The 15,799-nt window shown below is 72.4% G+C and carries 14 protein-coding genes; 10 read left to right on the plus strand and 4 right to left on the minus strand.

What is annotated here, in order from left to right; translation table 11 throughout:
- The first annotated feature begins 122 nt into the window (after positions 1 to 122).
- Entirely contained in the window at positions 123 to 2,936 is a 2,814-nt protein-coding gene (locus tag ACWDZ4_RS15235; protein WP_451508861.1) for an AAA family ATPase, read from the plus strand.
- A gap of 32 nt (positions 2,937 to 2,968) precedes the next feature.
- Here the strand turns inward: ACWDZ4_RS15235 and ACWDZ4_RS15240 are convergent, their stop codons facing one another.
- The gene (locus ACWDZ4_RS15240) at positions 2,969 to 3,352 is read right to left on the minus strand and encodes a DUF192 domain-containing protein (RefSeq protein WP_451508862.1); all 384 of its coding nucleotides are present in this window, start codon (positions 3,350 to 3,352) and stop codon (positions 2,969 to 2,971) included.
- A 105-nt stretch (positions 3,353 to 3,457) separates the two neighbouring features.
- Between ACWDZ4_RS15240 and ACWDZ4_RS15245 the strand changes: the two genes are divergently transcribed.
- From ACWDZ4_RS15245 to ACWDZ4_RS15255, 3 genes are all read left to right on the plus strand, one after another.
- The gene (locus ACWDZ4_RS15245; protein ID WP_451508863.1) at positions 3,458 to 4,282 is read left to right on the plus strand and encodes a prepilin peptidase; all 825 of its coding nucleotides are present in this window, start codon (positions 3,458 to 3,460) and stop codon (positions 4,280 to 4,282) included.
- Between the two features lie 121 nt (positions 4,283 to 4,403).
- Positions 4,404 to 5,522: a baeRF3 domain-containing protein gene (locus ACWDZ4_RS15250; protein ID WP_451508864.1), complete on the plus strand. Its 1,119-nt coding sequence runs from the start codon at positions 4,404 to 4,406 to the stop codon at positions 5,520 to 5,522.
- A gap of 110 nt (positions 5,523 to 5,632) precedes the next feature.
- The gene (locus ACWDZ4_RS15255; RefSeq protein WP_451508865.1) at positions 5,633 to 5,992 is read left to right on the plus strand and encodes a winged helix-turn-helix transcriptional regulator; all 360 of its coding nucleotides are present in this window, start codon (positions 5,633 to 5,635) and stop codon (positions 5,990 to 5,992) included.
- 347 nt (positions 5,993 to 6,339) lie between these two features.
- On the opposite strand, the gene mgrA is transcribed toward ACWDZ4_RS15255, so the two are convergent.
- Entirely contained in the window at positions 6,340 to 7,377 is a 1,038-nt protein-coding gene (gene mgrA / locus ACWDZ4_RS15260; protein ID WP_451508866.1) for an L-glyceraldehyde 3-phosphate reductase, read from the minus strand.
- Between the two features lie 166 nt (positions 7,378 to 7,543).
- On the opposite strand from mgrA, the gene ACWDZ4_RS15265 reads away from it, so the two are divergent.
- The 5 genes from ACWDZ4_RS15265 (at position 7,544) to ACWDZ4_RS15285 (ending at position 13,403) form a co-directional block, all read left to right on the plus strand.
- Complete coding sequence (locus tag ACWDZ4_RS15265) at positions 7,544 to 8,305, plus strand: isoprenyl transferase (RefSeq protein WP_344497210.1); 762 nt, start codon at positions 7,544 to 7,546, stop codon at positions 8,303 to 8,305.
- A 317-nt stretch (positions 8,306 to 8,622) separates the two neighbouring features.
- Positions 8,623 to 9,945, plus strand: coding sequence for a PhoH family protein (locus ACWDZ4_RS15270; protein ID WP_451508867.1), 1,323 nt, complete (start codon positions 8,623 to 8,625; stop codon positions 9,943 to 9,945).
- A gap of 432 nt (positions 9,946 to 10,377) precedes the next feature.
- Positions 10,378 to 11,124 (plus strand): aggregation-promoting factor C-terminal-like domain-containing protein, encoded by a 747-nt coding sequence (locus ACWDZ4_RS15275; RefSeq protein WP_451508868.1) that lies wholly within the window; start codon positions 10,378 to 10,380, stop codon positions 11,122 to 11,124.
- A gap of 123 nt (positions 11,125 to 11,247) precedes the next feature.
- Complete coding sequence (locus ACWDZ4_RS15280; RefSeq protein WP_451508869.1) at positions 11,248 to 12,675, plus strand: AI-2E family transporter; 1,428 nt, start codon at positions 11,248 to 11,250, stop codon at positions 12,673 to 12,675.
- The gene (locus ACWDZ4_RS15285) at positions 12,672 to 13,403 is read left to right on the plus strand and encodes a hypothetical protein (protein WP_451508870.1); all 732 of its coding nucleotides are present in this window, start codon (positions 12,672 to 12,674) and stop codon (positions 13,401 to 13,403) included. Before ACWDZ4_RS15280 ends, ACWDZ4_RS15285 begins: the two co-directional genes overlap by 4 nt.
- Before the next feature lie 74 nt (positions 13,404 to 13,477).
- Here the strand turns inward: ACWDZ4_RS15285 and ACWDZ4_RS15290 are convergent, their stop codons facing one another.
- Together ACWDZ4_RS15290 and ACWDZ4_RS15295 are read right to left on the minus strand one after the other, a co-directional pair.
- Positions 13,478 to 14,011, minus strand: coding sequence for an alkyl hydroperoxide reductase (locus tag ACWDZ4_RS15290; RefSeq protein ID WP_344497229.1), 534 nt, complete (start codon positions 14,009 to 14,011; stop codon positions 13,478 to 13,480).
- 5 nt (positions 14,012 to 14,016) lie between these two features.
- Positions 14,017 to 14,571, minus strand: coding sequence for a peroxiredoxin (locus ACWDZ4_RS15295; protein WP_450260635.1), 555 nt, complete (start codon positions 14,569 to 14,571; stop codon positions 14,017 to 14,019).
- 132 nt (positions 14,572 to 14,703) lie between these two features.
- On the opposite strand from ACWDZ4_RS15295, the gene ACWDZ4_RS15300 reads away from it, so the two are divergent.
- Entirely contained in the window at positions 14,704 to 15,678 is a 975-nt protein-coding gene (locus ACWDZ4_RS15300) for a hydrogen peroxide-inducible genes activator (protein ID WP_451508871.1), read from the plus strand.
- The last annotated feature ends 121 nt before the right edge of the window (positions 15,679 to 15,799 follow it).

Here is a 15,799-nt window from a genome sequence, read left to right on the forward strand (position 1 = left end):
GCTGTGCCGGTGCACAGTGGCCGGCGGCCCCGGTTGGGGGCCTGCCCAGAGTTCCCCGCCCGCGCCGGTGCGGGCGGACGCGAGTCTTCCGGTCCTGGTTACGCGGAAGTAACGTAACGGCCGTGACCCCATCGACGACCGTGCACAGTCCCCTCCGGCTGTACGGCCGAGACGGAGAGCTCGCCTCCCTGGAAACCCTGCTGACCCACCTGAGAGCCGGTCGCGGGGGCGCGCTCGTGCTCACCGCGCCCCCCGGACTCGGCCGCAGCGCCCTCCTGCGCCACGCCATGGACAGCTACCGCGAAGGACCGGTGCTGTACGCCGCCGCCGCTCCCGCCGAACAGCTCCTGCCCCACAGCGGACTGCACCAGCTGCTCAGCTCGGCCCCGGACCCACTGCCCACCCCCTCCTCTGCGACCGCCCCGTTCTCCGCGACCGCCGACGTCCTGCGGCCCGGCCTCGCACCCACGGCCCTGCTCGACCTGCTGCGCACCCTCGGTGCCCGCCGTCCGCTCCTCGTCTGCGTCGACGACGCCCACGCCTGGGACCGCGACTCACGCGCCGCACTCGGCTTCGCGGCCCGCCGGCTCGCACCCGGCCTGAAGGTCGCCGTCCTCGTCACCGTCCTCGCCCCCGTGGCCCGCCACCCGGCCGGCGGCCAGGACGCGTTCGGCGGCCTGCCCGCCCTCCGGCTCGGCCCGCTCGACGACCACGCGTCCGCCGCCCTCCTCGACCGGCTGACGGACGGCCGGACCGATCCCGGCGTACGGGAGGAACTGTGCCGCGAAGCCGCCGGAAACCCGCGGATCCTCACCGGAGCGGCCGAGCGGCTCACCCCCGACCAACTGGCCGGCCGCGCCCCCCTGCCCCGTCCGCTGCCGGGCGCCGAGAGCGTCCTGGAGGCTTACGCCGCCCTCCTCGACGCGCTGCCCGACGACACCCGGCTGCTGCTGTTGATCGCCGCGGCCGCGCAGGAGCACGAGCCCCACGGGACCGGCGCGGACGCGGCCCTGCTGCTGCGCGCCGGGCAGGCGGCCGGGCTCGACCCCGGCTGCCTGGAACCGGCCGAGCGGGCCGGCGCGGTCCATGACGACGGCGTACGGGTCCGCTTCACCCATCCGCTGCTGCGCACGGCCCTGCTGCGCCGGGCCCCGCTCGCCCGCCGCCGCGCCGTGCACCACCTGCTGGCCGGCCTGCTCGACGGCCCGCACCGTACGCTGCCGAGGCTGGTCCAGCGGGCCTGCGCGGCACACCGGTACGACCCGGCACTGGCGGAGGCGCTGGCACGGGCCGCCACCGCGCCCCGGCCGCACGCCGACCGCGCCGTGGCGCTCGCCCGGTCCGCCCTGCTCTCCTGCGACGACGCCCTTCGCGGCGCCCGGTTCGCCGCGGCGGCGGAGCACGCCTGGCTCGGCGGCGACCCCGGGCGGGCCCGCGACCTCCTGGCCCAGGTGCGCGTCGTACCGGCGCCCGGACACGTCCATTACGTACGCGGGCTGCTCGCCCTGCGCGACGGGCCGGTGGCCGACGCCCGGGAGGCCCTGCTCACCGCGGCGGCGCTGCTCGCCCCGCACGACGCCGGCCGGACCGTGGACGCCCTGCTCGGCGCCGCCGACGCCGCCTGGGCCATGGGAGACGTGCCCGCCTACCTCGACGCGATGGGCCGCATCCCGCTGCCACTGCCGCAGCCCGACCCGGCGCTGGAGGCGTACCGGGCGGGCATGTGCGCGGTGCTCGACGGGCGGGGGGAGCAGGGGCGCGATCTGCTGCGCGGCTGCCTGCCCCCCGCCGCCGGCAGCGATGCTCCGACCGGTAGCGATGCTCCGGTCGGCAGCGACGACCCGGCCGCGCTGCTGCGCACCGGAGTCGTCGCGCTCGTCCTCGGCGAGATCGACGCGGCCTGCCGGGCCGGGGCCAGGGCGCTCGCCGCCGTCCGCGCCCACGGCCCGGATTCCCTGCTGCCGCAGGCCCTGGAGCACCTCGCGTACGGCGAACTGCGGGCCGGCCGGCACGCCCGCGCCCGCGCCCACGCGAGCGAGGGTCTGCGCGCCGCCCACCGGCTGGGCCAGCGCAACAAGGCGGCCCACCTGCGGGCCGTGCTCGCGCTCGTCGCCTCCGTCGAAGGCGGTGCGGCCGCCGCCGCCGAGCACGCCGAAGCCGCCGCGGCGGACGCGGGCCCGCACGGCCTCGTCCAGGCCGCCACCCTCGCCACCTGGGCGGTCGCCCGCGCCGACCTGGCCGAAGGCAGACCCGCCGAGGCGGCCGCACGCCTCTTCCCCCTGGTCCGCCCCGGACCGCTGCGCGGCCACTTCGCGGCCCGGATGCCGGCGGTGCCGTGCCTCGTCGAGGCGGCGGTGCTCGCGGGCCGCGCGGCCGAGGCCGCCGCGGCGGTCGGGGAGTTCGAGGTGTGGACGGCCGCGACGGCCGACCCGCAGGCCCCCGCCCAACTGGCCCGCTGCCGGGCGCTGCTGGCCCCTCCGCACGAGGCCGCCGCCCGGTACCAGGAGGCGCTCGCCCACCACGCGCGGGCGGGCGGTGGCTTCGAGGGGGCCCGCACCCAGCTGCTGTACGGGCAGTGGCTGCGCAGGCAGCGCAGGACCCGGGAGGCGCGCGGGCCCCTGCGTGACGCGCTGGTCGCCTTCGAGCGCTGCGGTGCGCGGGTCTGGGCCGGGCGCGCCGCCGGGGAACTGCGCGCCGCCGGGGAGGCGGTGGCGGGGGACGCCGGCACCGGCCCGCTGGCCCTGCTCACCCCTCAGCAGCAGCGCATCGCGCGGTGCGTCGCGCAGGGTGCGACCAACCGCGAAGTGGCGGTCCGGCTCTCGGTGAGCCCGCGGACCGTCGACCACCATCTGCGGAACGTCTTCGCCGTCCTGGGGGTGCGTTCACGCATCGAACTCGCACGGCTGCTGGACCGTGACGAGAAGAACCCCGCCTGACACCGCCGGCGCCGGCCGCGCGGCCCCGTTCCTCAAGCACCGGACGGACCCGCTACCGCCCACACCCCTACGCGCACCCCGGGCCGCACACCCCACCCCTCCATCGCGCCCGCCTCCGCCTCCAGCACATGGCGCGCCCGCAGCCGGGGCAGGCCGAGCCGCCCCGGCGCCGTCGTCCGTACGGCGACGACCCTCAACTCCCGGTCGAGGTACGCCACATCGATCGCGAAACGCATCCCGAAGGTGTGCACACTGCTCGCCGGACTCAGCAGCATCGCGCCCGCGACCCCGTCCCGGCCCAGCAGCCCCCGCGTGCGCGCCCGCGCGGACACCGCGATCTCCAACGGCACCGCGGGCCCGTCCCGGAGACCGTGCCCCACCGTCAACCACCCCGGCCCGTCCCGCCATCGCCCCATGACGCCGACGGTAATGCCCCCCGGCGCCCCTCCCCACCGCCGTGGGCCCCCTCTGGGCCCACGGGCCCATGACCCGGCCCCCGGCCCCGGCCTAGGCTCCGTGCCGTGTACGCCACGCTGATCGCGGCCGCCGCCCTCTGGGGTGCCGCCACCGGACTCCTCGTGCCCCGCGCCGCCTACCGGCTCGCCGTCGAGCCGCAGGAGCCCTGGCGCGCGGCCTGTCCTGCCGGGCACCCCTTCACCGGCCCCGCGCGCGGCTGGCTCGGCACCGCGCGCTGCGCGGGGTGCGCGGCGGCGGTGCGTGCGGGCGCCGCCGCGCCGGTACGCGCCCCGGCCGGCGCACCGCACCGGAGGCCCGCTCCCGCGCCGTACCCGCACACCGTCCGTCACACCGCCCGCCACGCTCTCCTCACCGCCCTCGTGTGCGCGTTGCTCGCCGCCGCGACCGGCGCCCGGCCCGAGCTCGCGGTGTGGCTGCTGCTGGCGCCGTTCGCGGTGCTCCTCGCGGTCGTGGACCGCCGCGTGCACCGGCTGCCCGACGTACTGACCCTGCCGCTCGCCGCCGCGACCGCCGTGCTGCTCGGCCCGGCCGCGCTGCTGCCCGGCGCCGGGGGGGCGTGGCCGGGCGCACTGCTCGGCGGCGTGGCCCTCGGCGGCGGCTACTTCCTCCTCTTCCTGATCAACCCGAACGGCATGGGCTTCGGCGACGTCAAACTGGCCGTCGCCCTGGGCACCGCGCTCGGCTGGTACGGATGGCCGGTCCTCTTCGCCGGGACGTTCGCCGGGTTCCTGCTCGGTGCGGTGTACGGCGTCGGGCTGATGGTCCTGCGGCGCGCCGGGCGCAGGACCGCGATCCCGTTCGGCCCCTTCATGATCGCCGGGGCGCTGGCAGGTCTGCTGCTGGGCGGACTGGGCGGACCGGGCGGCTGACCGCGCGCGCCAACCGGACAATCGTGAGAAGTTGCCATGAGACGCACGTATGGACGGACGGGCGGCACGGGAAGCCGCCTGCCCGCGATCCACCGCCGCAGCCGCAGCCAGGAGTGCCCGAATGACGCAGCCGACCCGCCCCACCCCGGAACTGCTCGCCGAACTGCGCAAGCCCCGCCCGTACCCGGCGGTATCGGTCACACTGCCCACGCACCGGCACTGGCCGGAGAGCCAGCAGGACGACATCCGCCTGCGCAACCTCCTCGGCGAGGCCGAGAAGCGCCTCGCCGACGACCCCGAGGTCACCAAGGCCCAGGCAGCCGCGGTCACCCAGCACCTGGCCGCCGCCGCCGACGAGCTCGACCCGGAGTACTTCGGCGGCGGCCTCGTCATCTACGCCTCGCCCGAGGAGCACCGGAGCTTCCTCGTCGGCGGGCCCGTGCCCGAGCGCATCGTGATCAATACGACGTACCTCACCCGCAACCTGGTCGCTCTGGAGGCGCGGGAGCGGCCGTACCTGGTCCTCGTGCTCAGCACGGGGGAGGTGCGGCTGTGGCGCGGGCACGGCGACCGGGTGACCGAGGACCACGAGTCGGACTTCCCGGTCGTCTCGTCGGGTGCGGAGCGCGAGAAGGCGCCCAGCCGTGACGGCGGCCAGTGGACCACCCAGGACTTCCGGAACATGCTCATGGACGCCGACAGGAAGCTCACGGGCGTGCTCCGGGCCACTCCGCTGCCGGTCGTGCTGGTCGGGCTGAGCAAGCACCTCTCGATCTACCGCGAGGTCACCAGCCACGGGCAGGCGATCGTCGTCGACCTGGAGGTGGGCGGGCTGACGCACACGACGCCGGCGGAACTCTCCGCCCAGCTGGCCCCGGCCCGCCAGGCCCTCGCCGACGGCGACACGGCGCGCGCGCGGCACGCGCTCGACGAGGCCCGCAGCGGCAAGCGCTACGCGGCGGGCGTGCAGGACGTGTGGCAGGCGGCGGGCGAGGGCCGGGTCGCGCTGCTCGTCGTCGAGGAGGGGCTGCGCGTCACGGCCCGTCCCGAGACCGTCGAGGGCGCACAGCGCGCGACCCTCACCCTGCTGGACGAGGCGGAGGCGGACACCGAGGGCGCGGAGGAGGACATCGTCGACTCCCTGGTGGAGACGGTGCTGTCCGCGGACGGCGAGGTCGTCTTCGTCCCCGACGAGTCCCTGGCGGACGCCCAGGGACTGGCGGCGGCCCTCCGCTACTGACCCGGGGCCGCCCCGGACTGCCCCCGGCCCCGCCGCCTCCCCGACGAGCGGCCCTGCCGTGCCGTCATCCGCTCCCGTACAGTCGGCAACAGCCGGTACGGACAGAGGAGTTGGCAGTGAGCAACGACACCGGGCCTTACGTCTGCGGCATCGACGCCGCGATGGATGTGGTGGGCGGCAAGTGGAAGGCACTGATCCTCTGGGCGCTGGACCACGACGGCACCCTCCGCTTCGGACAGCTCAAGCGCCAGGTGCCCGGCGTCAGCGAGAAGATGCTGATCCAGCAGCTGCGCGAGCTGGAGGCGGACGGCGTCGTCCACCGCGAGGTGTACCGGGAGGTCCCGCCGCGCGTCGAGTACTCGCTCACGGAGATGGGCGAGGGCCTCAACGAGGCTCTCGGCCCGCTCGGCGCCTGGGCCACCCGGCACATGGACCAGATCCTCGCCCTCAAGCACCGCGACGTGGCGTAGGGCGGAGTGCGGGACGGACCGCGGGACGGGCGCAGGGCGGGCGCGGAAGGTGGCGGCGCGGAGGGCGGGGAGAGCGGTGAGTGTCCCGGCCGTAAGCGGAGCGTCAAGTCGGGTCCCTCCGCCAGGTTAGCTCTTGGGGGTTACGGGGAGCGGCCTGCAGAAGCGTATTTTCCCTAGGGCCGACTGGCCCGGTAGCCGTCCAGTCGCCTGCGCGAAAAAAATCAGGACTGACTTTTGGCGGGGCGCGGCCCCGAGCACCCCTTACGAAGGGTTATGGTGGAAACCCCCCCTCGGGCCGGTCCGTATCCCCCCCACGGACCGGCCCGTTTTTTGTGTCGTCAGTGCCGTCAGCCCCGCCCGGCCCAGATGTTGGTGCCCTCGGTGTCGACCGCGAAGGTGTCGATCTCCTTCAGTTCCCCGTCGGACAGGGCGGGCCCGCCCAGTGCCGCGACGTTCTCCTCCAGCTGCCGCACGCTCGACGCGCCGATCAGCGCCGACGTCATGCGCGGGTCGCGCAGCACCCACGACAGCGCCAGCTGGGCGAGGGACTGGCCGCGCCGCGCCGCGATGTCGTTCAGCCCGTTCAGACGGCGTACGACCTCGTCCGACAGCAGCTGCGGGTCGAGCGACTTGCCCTGTGTGGCGCGCGAGCCCTCCGGGATGCCCTTCAGGTACTTCCCGGTGAGCAGCCCCTGCGCGAGCGGCACGAACGAAATACAGCCCATGCCGGCCTCCTCCAGGGTGTCGAGCAGGCCGTCGTCCTCGGTCCAGCGGTTGATCATCGAGTACGAGGGCTGGTGGATCAGGGCCGGTACGCCCATCTCCCGCAGCAGCCCGGCCGCCTCGGCGGTCTGCTCGGAGTTGTACGACGACACACCGGCGTAGAGCGCCTTGCCCTGCTTCACCGCGGACGCCAGCGCGCCCATCGTCTCCTCGAGCGGGGTCTCCGGGTCGAAGCGGTGGGAGTAGAAGATGTCGACGTGATCGAGGCCCATCCGGGACAGCGAGGCGTCCAGCGAGGACAGCAGGTACTTGCGCGAACCCCACTCTCCGTACGGGCCGGGGTGCATCAGGTAGCCGGCCTTGGTGGAGATGACCAGCTCGTCCCGGTACGGGGCGAAGTCCTGGGCGAAGATCTTCCCGAAGTTCAGCTCGGCGGAGCCGGCCGGCGGGCCGTAGTTGTTCGCGAGGTCGAAGTGCGTGACACCGAGGTCGAACGCGCGGCGCAGGATCGCGCGCTGCGAGTCCAGCGCGCGGTCGTCGCCGAAGTTGTGCCAGAGGCCGAGCGAGACGGCGGGCAGCTTGAGACCGCTGCGGCCGGTGCGCCGGTACTCCATGGAGTCGTAACGGTCACCGGCGGCGAGGTACGAAGGGGAATCAGTCACATTCCCCTCCTTATCACGGACTTGTGACAGGCCGGGTTGGGCCGCCGGGACGGCCGCGCAGTAGTGTGGCCGCTTCGGGACTGCACGTGTGCGGCGGACAACGGCCGCGCGTGCCTGATGGTCCCGCGGGACGACCGACACGCACGACGCCATGAGGTGAGACCCAGTGAACCTGCGCGACCTGGTGTACAGGCTGTACGCACGCCGGGTGGAAGGCCGCCTCGACCACGACCAGGTGCCCAAGCACATCGGCGTGATCCTCGACGGCAACCGGCGCTGGGCGAAGGCGTCCGGCGGCACCACCGAGCAGGGACACAAGGCGGGCGCCAGCAAGATCCAGGAGCTGCTCGGCTGGTGTGCCGAGACGGACGTCGAGGTCGTCACGCTCTGGATGCTCTCCACCGAGAACCTGGACCGCCCCGAGGCCGAGCTGACGCCGCTGCTCGGCATCATCGAGGGCGCGGTCCGTGACCTCGCCGCCGACGGCCGCTGGCGCGTGCACCACGTCGGGACGCTGGACGTGCTGCCCGCCCGTACCCAGTCCGTACTCAAGGAGGCCGAGCAGGCCACGATCGGCAACGACGGGATACTCGTCAACGTCGCCGTGGGCTACGGAGGCCGCCAGGAGATCGCGGACGCCGTGCGCTCCCTCCTGATGGAGCACGCCGGGAAGGGCACCTCCCTGGAGGAGGTCGCCGAGCTCGTCGACGTCGAGCGCATCTCGGAGCACCTCTACACGCGCGGCCAGCCGGACCCGGACCTGGTGATCCGCACCAGCGGTGAGCAGCGGCTCTCGGGCTTCATGCTCTGGCAGAGCGCCCACTCGGAGTACTACTTCTGCGAAGTCTTCTGGCCGGCCTTCCGCAAGGTCGACTTCCTGCGCGCCCTGCGGGACTACGCGGCCCGCCACCGGCGTTACGGGACCTGATCCGCGGCGCTCGTGCGTACGCCGGGAGGCGCGGGAGGGTTCCCGCCTCACGAGGTGTCATATGCCATGGCATGACGACGGGCGAGAGAGGGAATACCCCTTCCAGGTCGACGTCCGGTCCACGGACGCCGTATCTCAGTGAGCGGCAAGCCCGCTCGCCCGGGAGGCCCTTTGCACCAGGACGACCACGCGCGGAGCGTGGACGAAGCGGAGGGCCGGAGTTCGGCCCGCGCATCGCGGTCCGAGCCCGGTCCCACCGCTCGCGACGCCGTCGCACCCCGACCTCAGGCTCGTCTTCAGAGGGGGTACGTCCTTCCGTGGTGACCAGCACAAAGCGCCGCATGCCCGACAGGCGCACTTACGTTCTCGACACCAGCGTCCTGCTGGCCGACCCCAACGCCATGTCCCGCTTCGACGAGCACGAAGTCGTGCTGCCGATCGTCGTGGTCACGGAGCTGGAGGCCAAGAGGCACCATCCGGAACTCGGCTACTTCGCCCGGCAGGCCCTGCGCCTGCTCGACGACTGCCGGATCAGGTACGGACGCCTCGACGCCCCCATCCCGATGGGCGACCTGGGCGGAACGCTCCGTGTGGAGCTCAACCACTCCGATCCCGGCGTGCTCCCGGCCGGCTATCGATTGGGGGACAACGACTCACGGATCCTGGCGGTGGCACGCAACCTCCAGGCCGAGGGGTTCGACGTAACCGTCGTGTCGAAAGACCTGCCGCTGAGGATCAAGGCGTCCTCGGTCGGACTGCTCGCCGAGGAGTACCGGGCGGAGCTCGCCATCACCGACTCCGGCTGGACCGGGATGGCGGAACTGACGCTCTCCGCCGAGCAGGTGGACCTGCTCTACACCGAGGAGACGGTGTACGAACCGGCCGTCGCGGACCTTCCCGTCCATACGGGCCTGGTCATCCAGTCCGAGCGCGGCAAGGCGCTGGGCCGGGTGACCGCCGAGGGCACGGTCCGGCTCGTACGCGGCGACCGGGAGGCGTTCGGCATCCACGGGCGCAGCGCCGAGCAGCGGATAGCGCTGGACCTGCTCCTCGACCCGGACGTCGGCATCGTCTCGATGGGCGGGCGCGCCGGCACCGGAAAGTCGGCGCTGGCGCTCTGCGCGGGTCTCGAGGCGGTGCTGGAGCGACGGCAGCACAAGAAGGTGATGGTCTTCCGGCCGCTGTACGCGGTGGGCGGGCAGGAGCTCGGCTATCTGCCCGGCTCCGAGTCCGAGAAGATGAGCCCCTGGGCGCAGGCGGTCTTCGACACGCTGTCGGCCGTGGCGGGCCGCGAGGTGATCGAGGAAGTGCTGGGGCGCGGCATGCTCGAAGTGCTGCCGCTCACGCACATCCGGGGCCGCTCGCTGCACGACGCGTTCGTGATCGTGGACGAGGCCCAGTCGCTGGAACGGAACGTCCTGTTGACCGTTCTGTCCCGGATCGGGGCGAATTCACGGGTGGTGCTGACCCACGATGTCGCCCAGCGCGACAACCTGAGGGTCGGCCGGTACGACGGAGTGGTCGCCGTCGTCGAGAAGCTGAAGGGCCATCCGCTCTTCGCGCACGTCACCCTCACTCGCTCGGAGCGCTCGCAGATCGCCGCGCTGGTGACCGAAATGCTGGAGGACGTGCACCTCTGAGTCCTCTGATCTCCCTCTGACCCCTCTCATCACATAAGAGGGGAAAGGCGGTTGGCGCCGTCCGGCCGGGCGCAAGATCCTAGCCGGGCGGCGTCGTGCTGCGGGGAAGTTTCGGTGAAACGAGTGGGGTAAACGGCGTGTGAGCTTTCCCACGCAACGAATAATTGCTTCCCGGCGTCCGCTTCCGGCAGAGTCTTGCTTCCGTCAGGCCCCGCATACGGCACACCAGTACGCCGCCTCCTCACTGAGGATGCGGCACCACACAACTCAACAGCCGTCGCCGTATGCCGCCCGAGTCACTACGCGGCGCTCCCGCAGAGGAGTTGCCCACCGGGTCCGCGCCTTCCCGAACCAACGCGGGGGAAGGCCAGTGCCAGGGGCACGATTGCGTCCGCGAGGTCACCCGAGCGGGCACTGCTGGAAGGAAACCGTGTGAGCCGGATTTCGGTCCGGGGATTCGCCGTGGCTTCGGCTACCGCGGTCACCACTGTCGGCGCCGTCGTGGGCGTCGCCTCGGGCGACACTCAGCCCTCGAACGAGAACTTCGAGGCGACCGCAGCCGACATGACGCTCCTCGCAGACATCCCTGCCGGCCAGCAGGCCCAGGTGCAGACCGCGTCCCTGACGCAGCAGGCCGACGCACAGGCCTATGCCGCCGATGCGAACGCGAAGAAGACCGCGGAGGAATCGGCCCGCCTCCAGGCGGCCGAGGACGCCAAGTCCAAGAAGGAGGCCGCCGAGGCGAAGGCCGAAGCGGACCGCAAGGCGGCCGAGGAAGCGAAGGCGAAGGCCGCCGCGGAAGCCAAGGAGCGCGAGGAGCAGAAGGAGCAGGCCGCCAGCCGCTCCGCCACGCGTGACGCCACCAGCTTCTCCGCGAAGAGCTCCTACACCGTCGCCGAGGTCCAGGCGATGGCGCGGCAGATGGTGCCGGGCGACCAGTTCCAGTGCTTCAGCAACATCGTGAACCACGAGTCGACGTGGAACTACCAGGCGAGCAACCCCTCGTCCGGTGCCTACGGCCTCGTGCAGGCGCTGCCCGCCTCCAAGATGTCCTCCGCGGGCGCCGACTGGCAGACCAACCCCGCCACCCAGATCAAGTGGGGCCTGAACTACATGGACGAGCGCTACGGCAGCCCCTGCGGCGCCTGGTCGTTCTGGCAGGCCAACCACTGGTACTAGTACCGGCGGCAGCTCAACCTCGCAGAGCCCCTCACCGTCCTACGGTGGGGGGTTCTGCGCGTGTACGGTCGGGTCCGGTGGCTCCCCCGGGGGAGCGCGCGACGGGGAAGAAGAGAGAGCGACATGTCAGCACAGCCAGAGCCGCAGCCGCAGCCGCAGCCGGAGCCACAGCCGCAGACACAGCCGGGATGGCTCGGCCGGCTGGGGGCGGGACTGACCCGGATCGGGGAGCGGCTGAACGAGCGCCGCGCCGAGGCCGAGGCCGACGACGACGCCGCGGGCCCCGGCGGTGCGCCGCCGTACGGCTCCGCGGACGCCGCCGGTGTCGAGCACGTCCCCGCGCCGCCCGCCTACGCCCCCGCCGTCGCGGCCCGGCCCGACCCCGTCGCCGCCGTCCCGTGGGGGATGCGCGTGGCGGCCGAGGCGAGCTGGCGGCTGCTCGTACTGGCGGGCACGCTCTGGGTGCTGATGAAGATCATCAGCGCCGTACAGCTGGTGGTCCTCGCCTTCGCCGCCGCCCTGCTCGTCACCGCGATGCTCCAGCCCACGGTCGCCCGGCTGCGCAGGACCGGACTGCCGCGCGGTCTCGCCACCGCCGTCACCGCGGTCCTCGGCTTCGTCGTCATGGGCCTGGTCGGCTGGTTCGTGGTGTGGCAGGTCATGGAGAACATCGACAACCTCTCCGACCGCCTCAAGGACGGCATCGAGGAGCTCAAGCGCTGGCTGCTCAACAGCCCGTTCCACGTGACCGAGAAGCAGATCAACGACATCGCGGACAACCTCACCGACGCGGTCGCCACCAACACCGAGGAGATCACCTCGGCGGGCCTCCAGGGCGTCACCGTGATCGTCGAGTTCCTCACCGGAATACTGCTCGCGATGTTCTCGACGCTCTTCCTGCTGTACGACGGCAAGCGCATCTGGCAGTGGACGCTCAAACTGGTGCCCGCGCAGGCCAGGCCCGGTGTCGCGGGCGCGGGGCCGCGCGCGTGGCGCACGCTCACCGCGTACGTGCGGGGCACGGTGATAGTGGCCCTGATCGACGCGATCTTCATCGGTCTCGGGATCTGGTTCCTCGACGTACCGATGGCCGTGCCGCTCGCCGTCTTCATCTTCCTGTTCGCCTTCATCCCGCTGGTCGGCGCGGTCATGTCGGGCGCGCTGGCGGTGGTCGTCGCGCTGGTCACGCAGGGCGTGTTCACGGCGCTGATGGTGCTGATCGTCGTACTGGCCGTACAGCAGCTCGAGGGCCACGTGCTCCAGCCGTTCATCCTCGGCCGCGCGGTGCGGGTGCATCCGCTGGCCGTCGTCCTCGCGGTCGCGGCGGGCGGTCTGGTCGCCGGCATCGGCGGCGCGGTGGTGGCGGTGCCGCTGGTGGCGGTGACCAACACGGTGGTCGGCTACTTGCGGACGTACAGCATGGAGACGGCGCTGCACACGGCGCCGGAGCCGCGGGGCGCGACAGCGGTCGGGCCGGCGCCGACGCCCGCGCCCGCGCCGGCATCCGCGCAGGTGCCGGTGCAGGGGGAGAGCGCGGTGGCCCAGGAATGATCTCCGAACCGGAGTTGGTGGGGGACTTCCCGGCCGCGCAGGCTCCCGAGACCGTGACGAGCACGGCCGGGGAACACCCCGGGGCGCCGCACGGCCGCCGGCCGTGGCTGTGGGCCGTGGGCGGCGCGGTGGCCGCCTCGGCGGTGTGGGCGGGCGGACTGTACGCGTACGGATCGCAGGAGGCGGTCGATACGCGGGGCTACCGGGTGGGCGAGGGGCTGTGCGGGAAGGCCGAGCTGAGCGCCCTGACGGTGAACCTGGGGAAGCGGTCCGGTGACCCGACCGAGACGGTGAGTGAGCACAGTGCTCTGGACAAGATCACCTGTAATTTCGGCTTCGAGCCCACCGGAAAGCCGACCGAGGACGGGTTCAGCGTGCACTACGAAGCCCAGTTGGTGGCCGAAATACACAAGAAGAGCGATCCGGAGCCGGAGTTCGAAGCCATCGTCAACGAACCGCACTGGAGCGACGGGCTGCCGCCGAGACCGGAGGAAGTGCCCGGCCTGGGCGAGAAGGCCTATCTGACGACGGGGAGCGACGCAACGGGTTCGCAGCTCAAGGTCTTGGACGGTGGAGCGGTGTTCACGCTCGACGTCAGTGCCAACGTCGAATACCAGGGGGACGAGGAGAAGATGTCCGACGCCGAGTACTCCGAGCCGGACCTGTCCTCGCTTCCACCCTTCATGATCGAGGACATGCGCGATCTCATGGACGCGCTGCGGGGCTGACGTACGCACGTACGGGGAAGGGCCCCGCGGACGCGATGTCCGCGGGGCCCTTCCCCGTACGTGCGTACTGCCGACTACTCGGCCAGGACGGCCTCGGAGTCGATGGTCACGCCGACGGCCTGGATCACCGCGGCGATCTTGACCGCCTCCTGGATCGTCTCGCGCTCGACACCGGCCTTGCGCAGGACCTGCTCGTGCGAGTCCAGGCACTGGCCGCAGCCGTTGATCGCGGAGACCGCGAGCGACCACAGCTCGAAGTCGACCTTCTCGACGCCCGGGTTGCCGATGACGTTCATCCGCAGACCGGCGCGCAGCGTCCCGTACTCCGGGTCGGAGAGCAGGTGGCGCGTGCGGTAGAAGACGTTGTTCATCGCCATGATCGCGGCGGCGGACTTGGCGGCGGTGTACGCCTCGGGCTTGAGGTTGGCCTTCGCCTCCGGCTCCAGCTCACGCAGCACCCTGGGCGAGCGCGAGGCGATCGCGCAGGCCAGGACCGTGCCCCACAGCTGCTGCTGCGGGAGGTCGCTGTTGCCGATGACCGAGCCGAGGTTCAGGCGCAGGTCCTTGGCGTAGTCCGGTACGGCGGACTTCAGTTCGTCGAGTGCCATGTCAGTCACTCACCCGACAGCAGGGCGACGGGGTCCAGGGTGTTCTCGCCCTTGGTCCAGTTGCACGGGCACAGCTCGTCGGTCTGGAGCGCGTCGAGGACCCGGAGGACCTCCTTGGGGTTACGGCCCACGGAACCGGCGGTCACCATCGTGAACTGGATCTCGTTGTTCGGGTCGACGATGAAGACGGCGCGCTGCGCGAAGCCGTCCTCGCCCTCGATGCCGAGGTCGCGCATGAGCTCGTGCTTGGAGTCGGCCAGCATCGGGAACGGCAGGTCGGTCAGGTCCGGGTGGTCCTTGCGCCAGGCGTGGTGCACGAACTCGGAGTCACCGGAGAAGCCGAGGATCTGCGCGTCGCGGTCGGCGAACTCGTCGTTCAGCTTGCCGAAGGCGGCGATCTCGGTCGGGCAGACGAAGGTGAAGTCCTTGGGCCACGCGAAGACGACGCGCCACTTGCCCTCGTAGGACTTGTGGTTGATCTGCTCGAACTCCTTGCCGGCCTCCAGGGACACACAGGCAGTGAGGTCGTACGTGGGGAACTGGTCACCAACAGTGAGCACACGCGCTCCTTGCAGAGAAGGAAATCCCGTTACGGGAGTTTCCTGGGGGTTGGACGGATCCCCACAGTGACACAAGAAGCATTGATCGCGGAAATAGCTAGACTGGCTTGATCCGATCGGAGGTGGTTATCAGTGGCCAGTGGTGCCGGGAGTGGCGGGAACGGCGGCAAAGGCAAGCAGCCCAGCCTCGCGCAGCTGCGCGCGTTCGCCGCCGTCGCCGAGTATCTGCACTTCAGGGACGCTGCCGCCGCGATCGGCATGAGCCAGCCGGCGCTGTCCGGGGCGGTCTCGGCGCTGGAGGAGACCCTCGGCGTGCAGCTCGTCGAGCGTACGACGCGCAAGGTGCTGCTGTCTCCGGCGGGGGAGCGGCTCGCGGTGCGGGCCCGGGCCGTGCTCGACGCGGTGGGCGAGCTGATGGAGGAGGCGGAGGCGGTACGGGCGCCCTTCACCGGGGTGCTCAGGCTCGGGGTGATCCCGACGGTGGCGCCGTACCTGCTGCCGACGGTGCTCACCCTCGTACACGAGCGGTATCCGGAACTGGACCTCCAGGTGCACGAGGAGCAGACGTCCTCGCTGCTGGAGGGACTGGCGGCGGGACGGCTCGACCTGCTGCTGCTCGCGGTGCCGCTCGGGGTGCAGGGGGTGGCCGAACTGCCGCTGTTCGACGAGGACTTCGTGCTGGTCACACCGCGGGGCCACGGACTGGGCGGGCGCGCCGACATACCGCGCGAGGCGCTCAGGGAGCTGCCTCTGCTGCTGCTCGACGAGGGGCACTGCCTGCGCGACCAGGCGCTCGACATCTGCCGGGAGGCGGGCCGCACCCAGGGCGCACCGGTCACGACGACCGCCGCCGGCCTCTCCACGCTGGTGCAGCTGGTCGCGGGCGGGCTCGGGGTGACGCTGTTGCCGCGCACGGCGGTGAAGGTGGAGACGGACCGCAACGACCAGCTGGTGACGGGGTGCTTCGCCGACCCGGCGCCGTCGCGCCGGGTCGCGCTGGCGATGCGGACGGGGGCGGCGCGCCAGAGCGAGTTCGAGACGTTCGCGCAGGCGCTGCGGGAGGCGATGCGGAGGCTGCCGGTGCGGGTGGTGGCCGGCGCGGGGTGAGAAGGGGCCCTTCGGGTGTGCCCTCGAACACCGGAAGGGCTGGAGAATCCAGCCCCTTGGGCACCTGAGGTGCTGGGTCCGGGGCGGGGCCCCGGTGACGGGCAGGGGGCGGGGTGGGGAA

Source organism: Streptomyces sp. NPDC003016 (assembly GCF_053591455.1).

Coding starts and splice junctions, on each gene's coding strand:
- ACWDZ4_RS15240 (WP_451508862.1), bottom strand. CDS start 3,352: ATGGGGCGATGGCGGGACGGGCCGGGGTGGTTGACGGTGGGGCACGGT.
- ACWDZ4_RS15250 (WP_451508864.1), top strand. CDS start 4,404: ATGACGCAGCCGACCCGCCCCACCCCGGAACTGCTCGCCGAACTGCGC.
- ACWDZ4_RS15280 (WP_451508869.1), top strand. CDS start 11,248: ATGTCAGCACAGCCAGAGCCGCAGCCGCAGCCGCAGCCGGAGCCACAG.
- ACWDZ4_RS15285 (WP_451508870.1), top strand. CDS start 12,672: ATGATCTCCGAACCGGAGTTGGTGGGGGACTTCCCGGCCGCGCAGGCT.
- ACWDZ4_RS15290 (WP_344497229.1), bottom strand. CDS start 14,011: ATGGCACTCGACGAACTGAAGTCCGCCGTACCGGACTACGCCAAGGAC.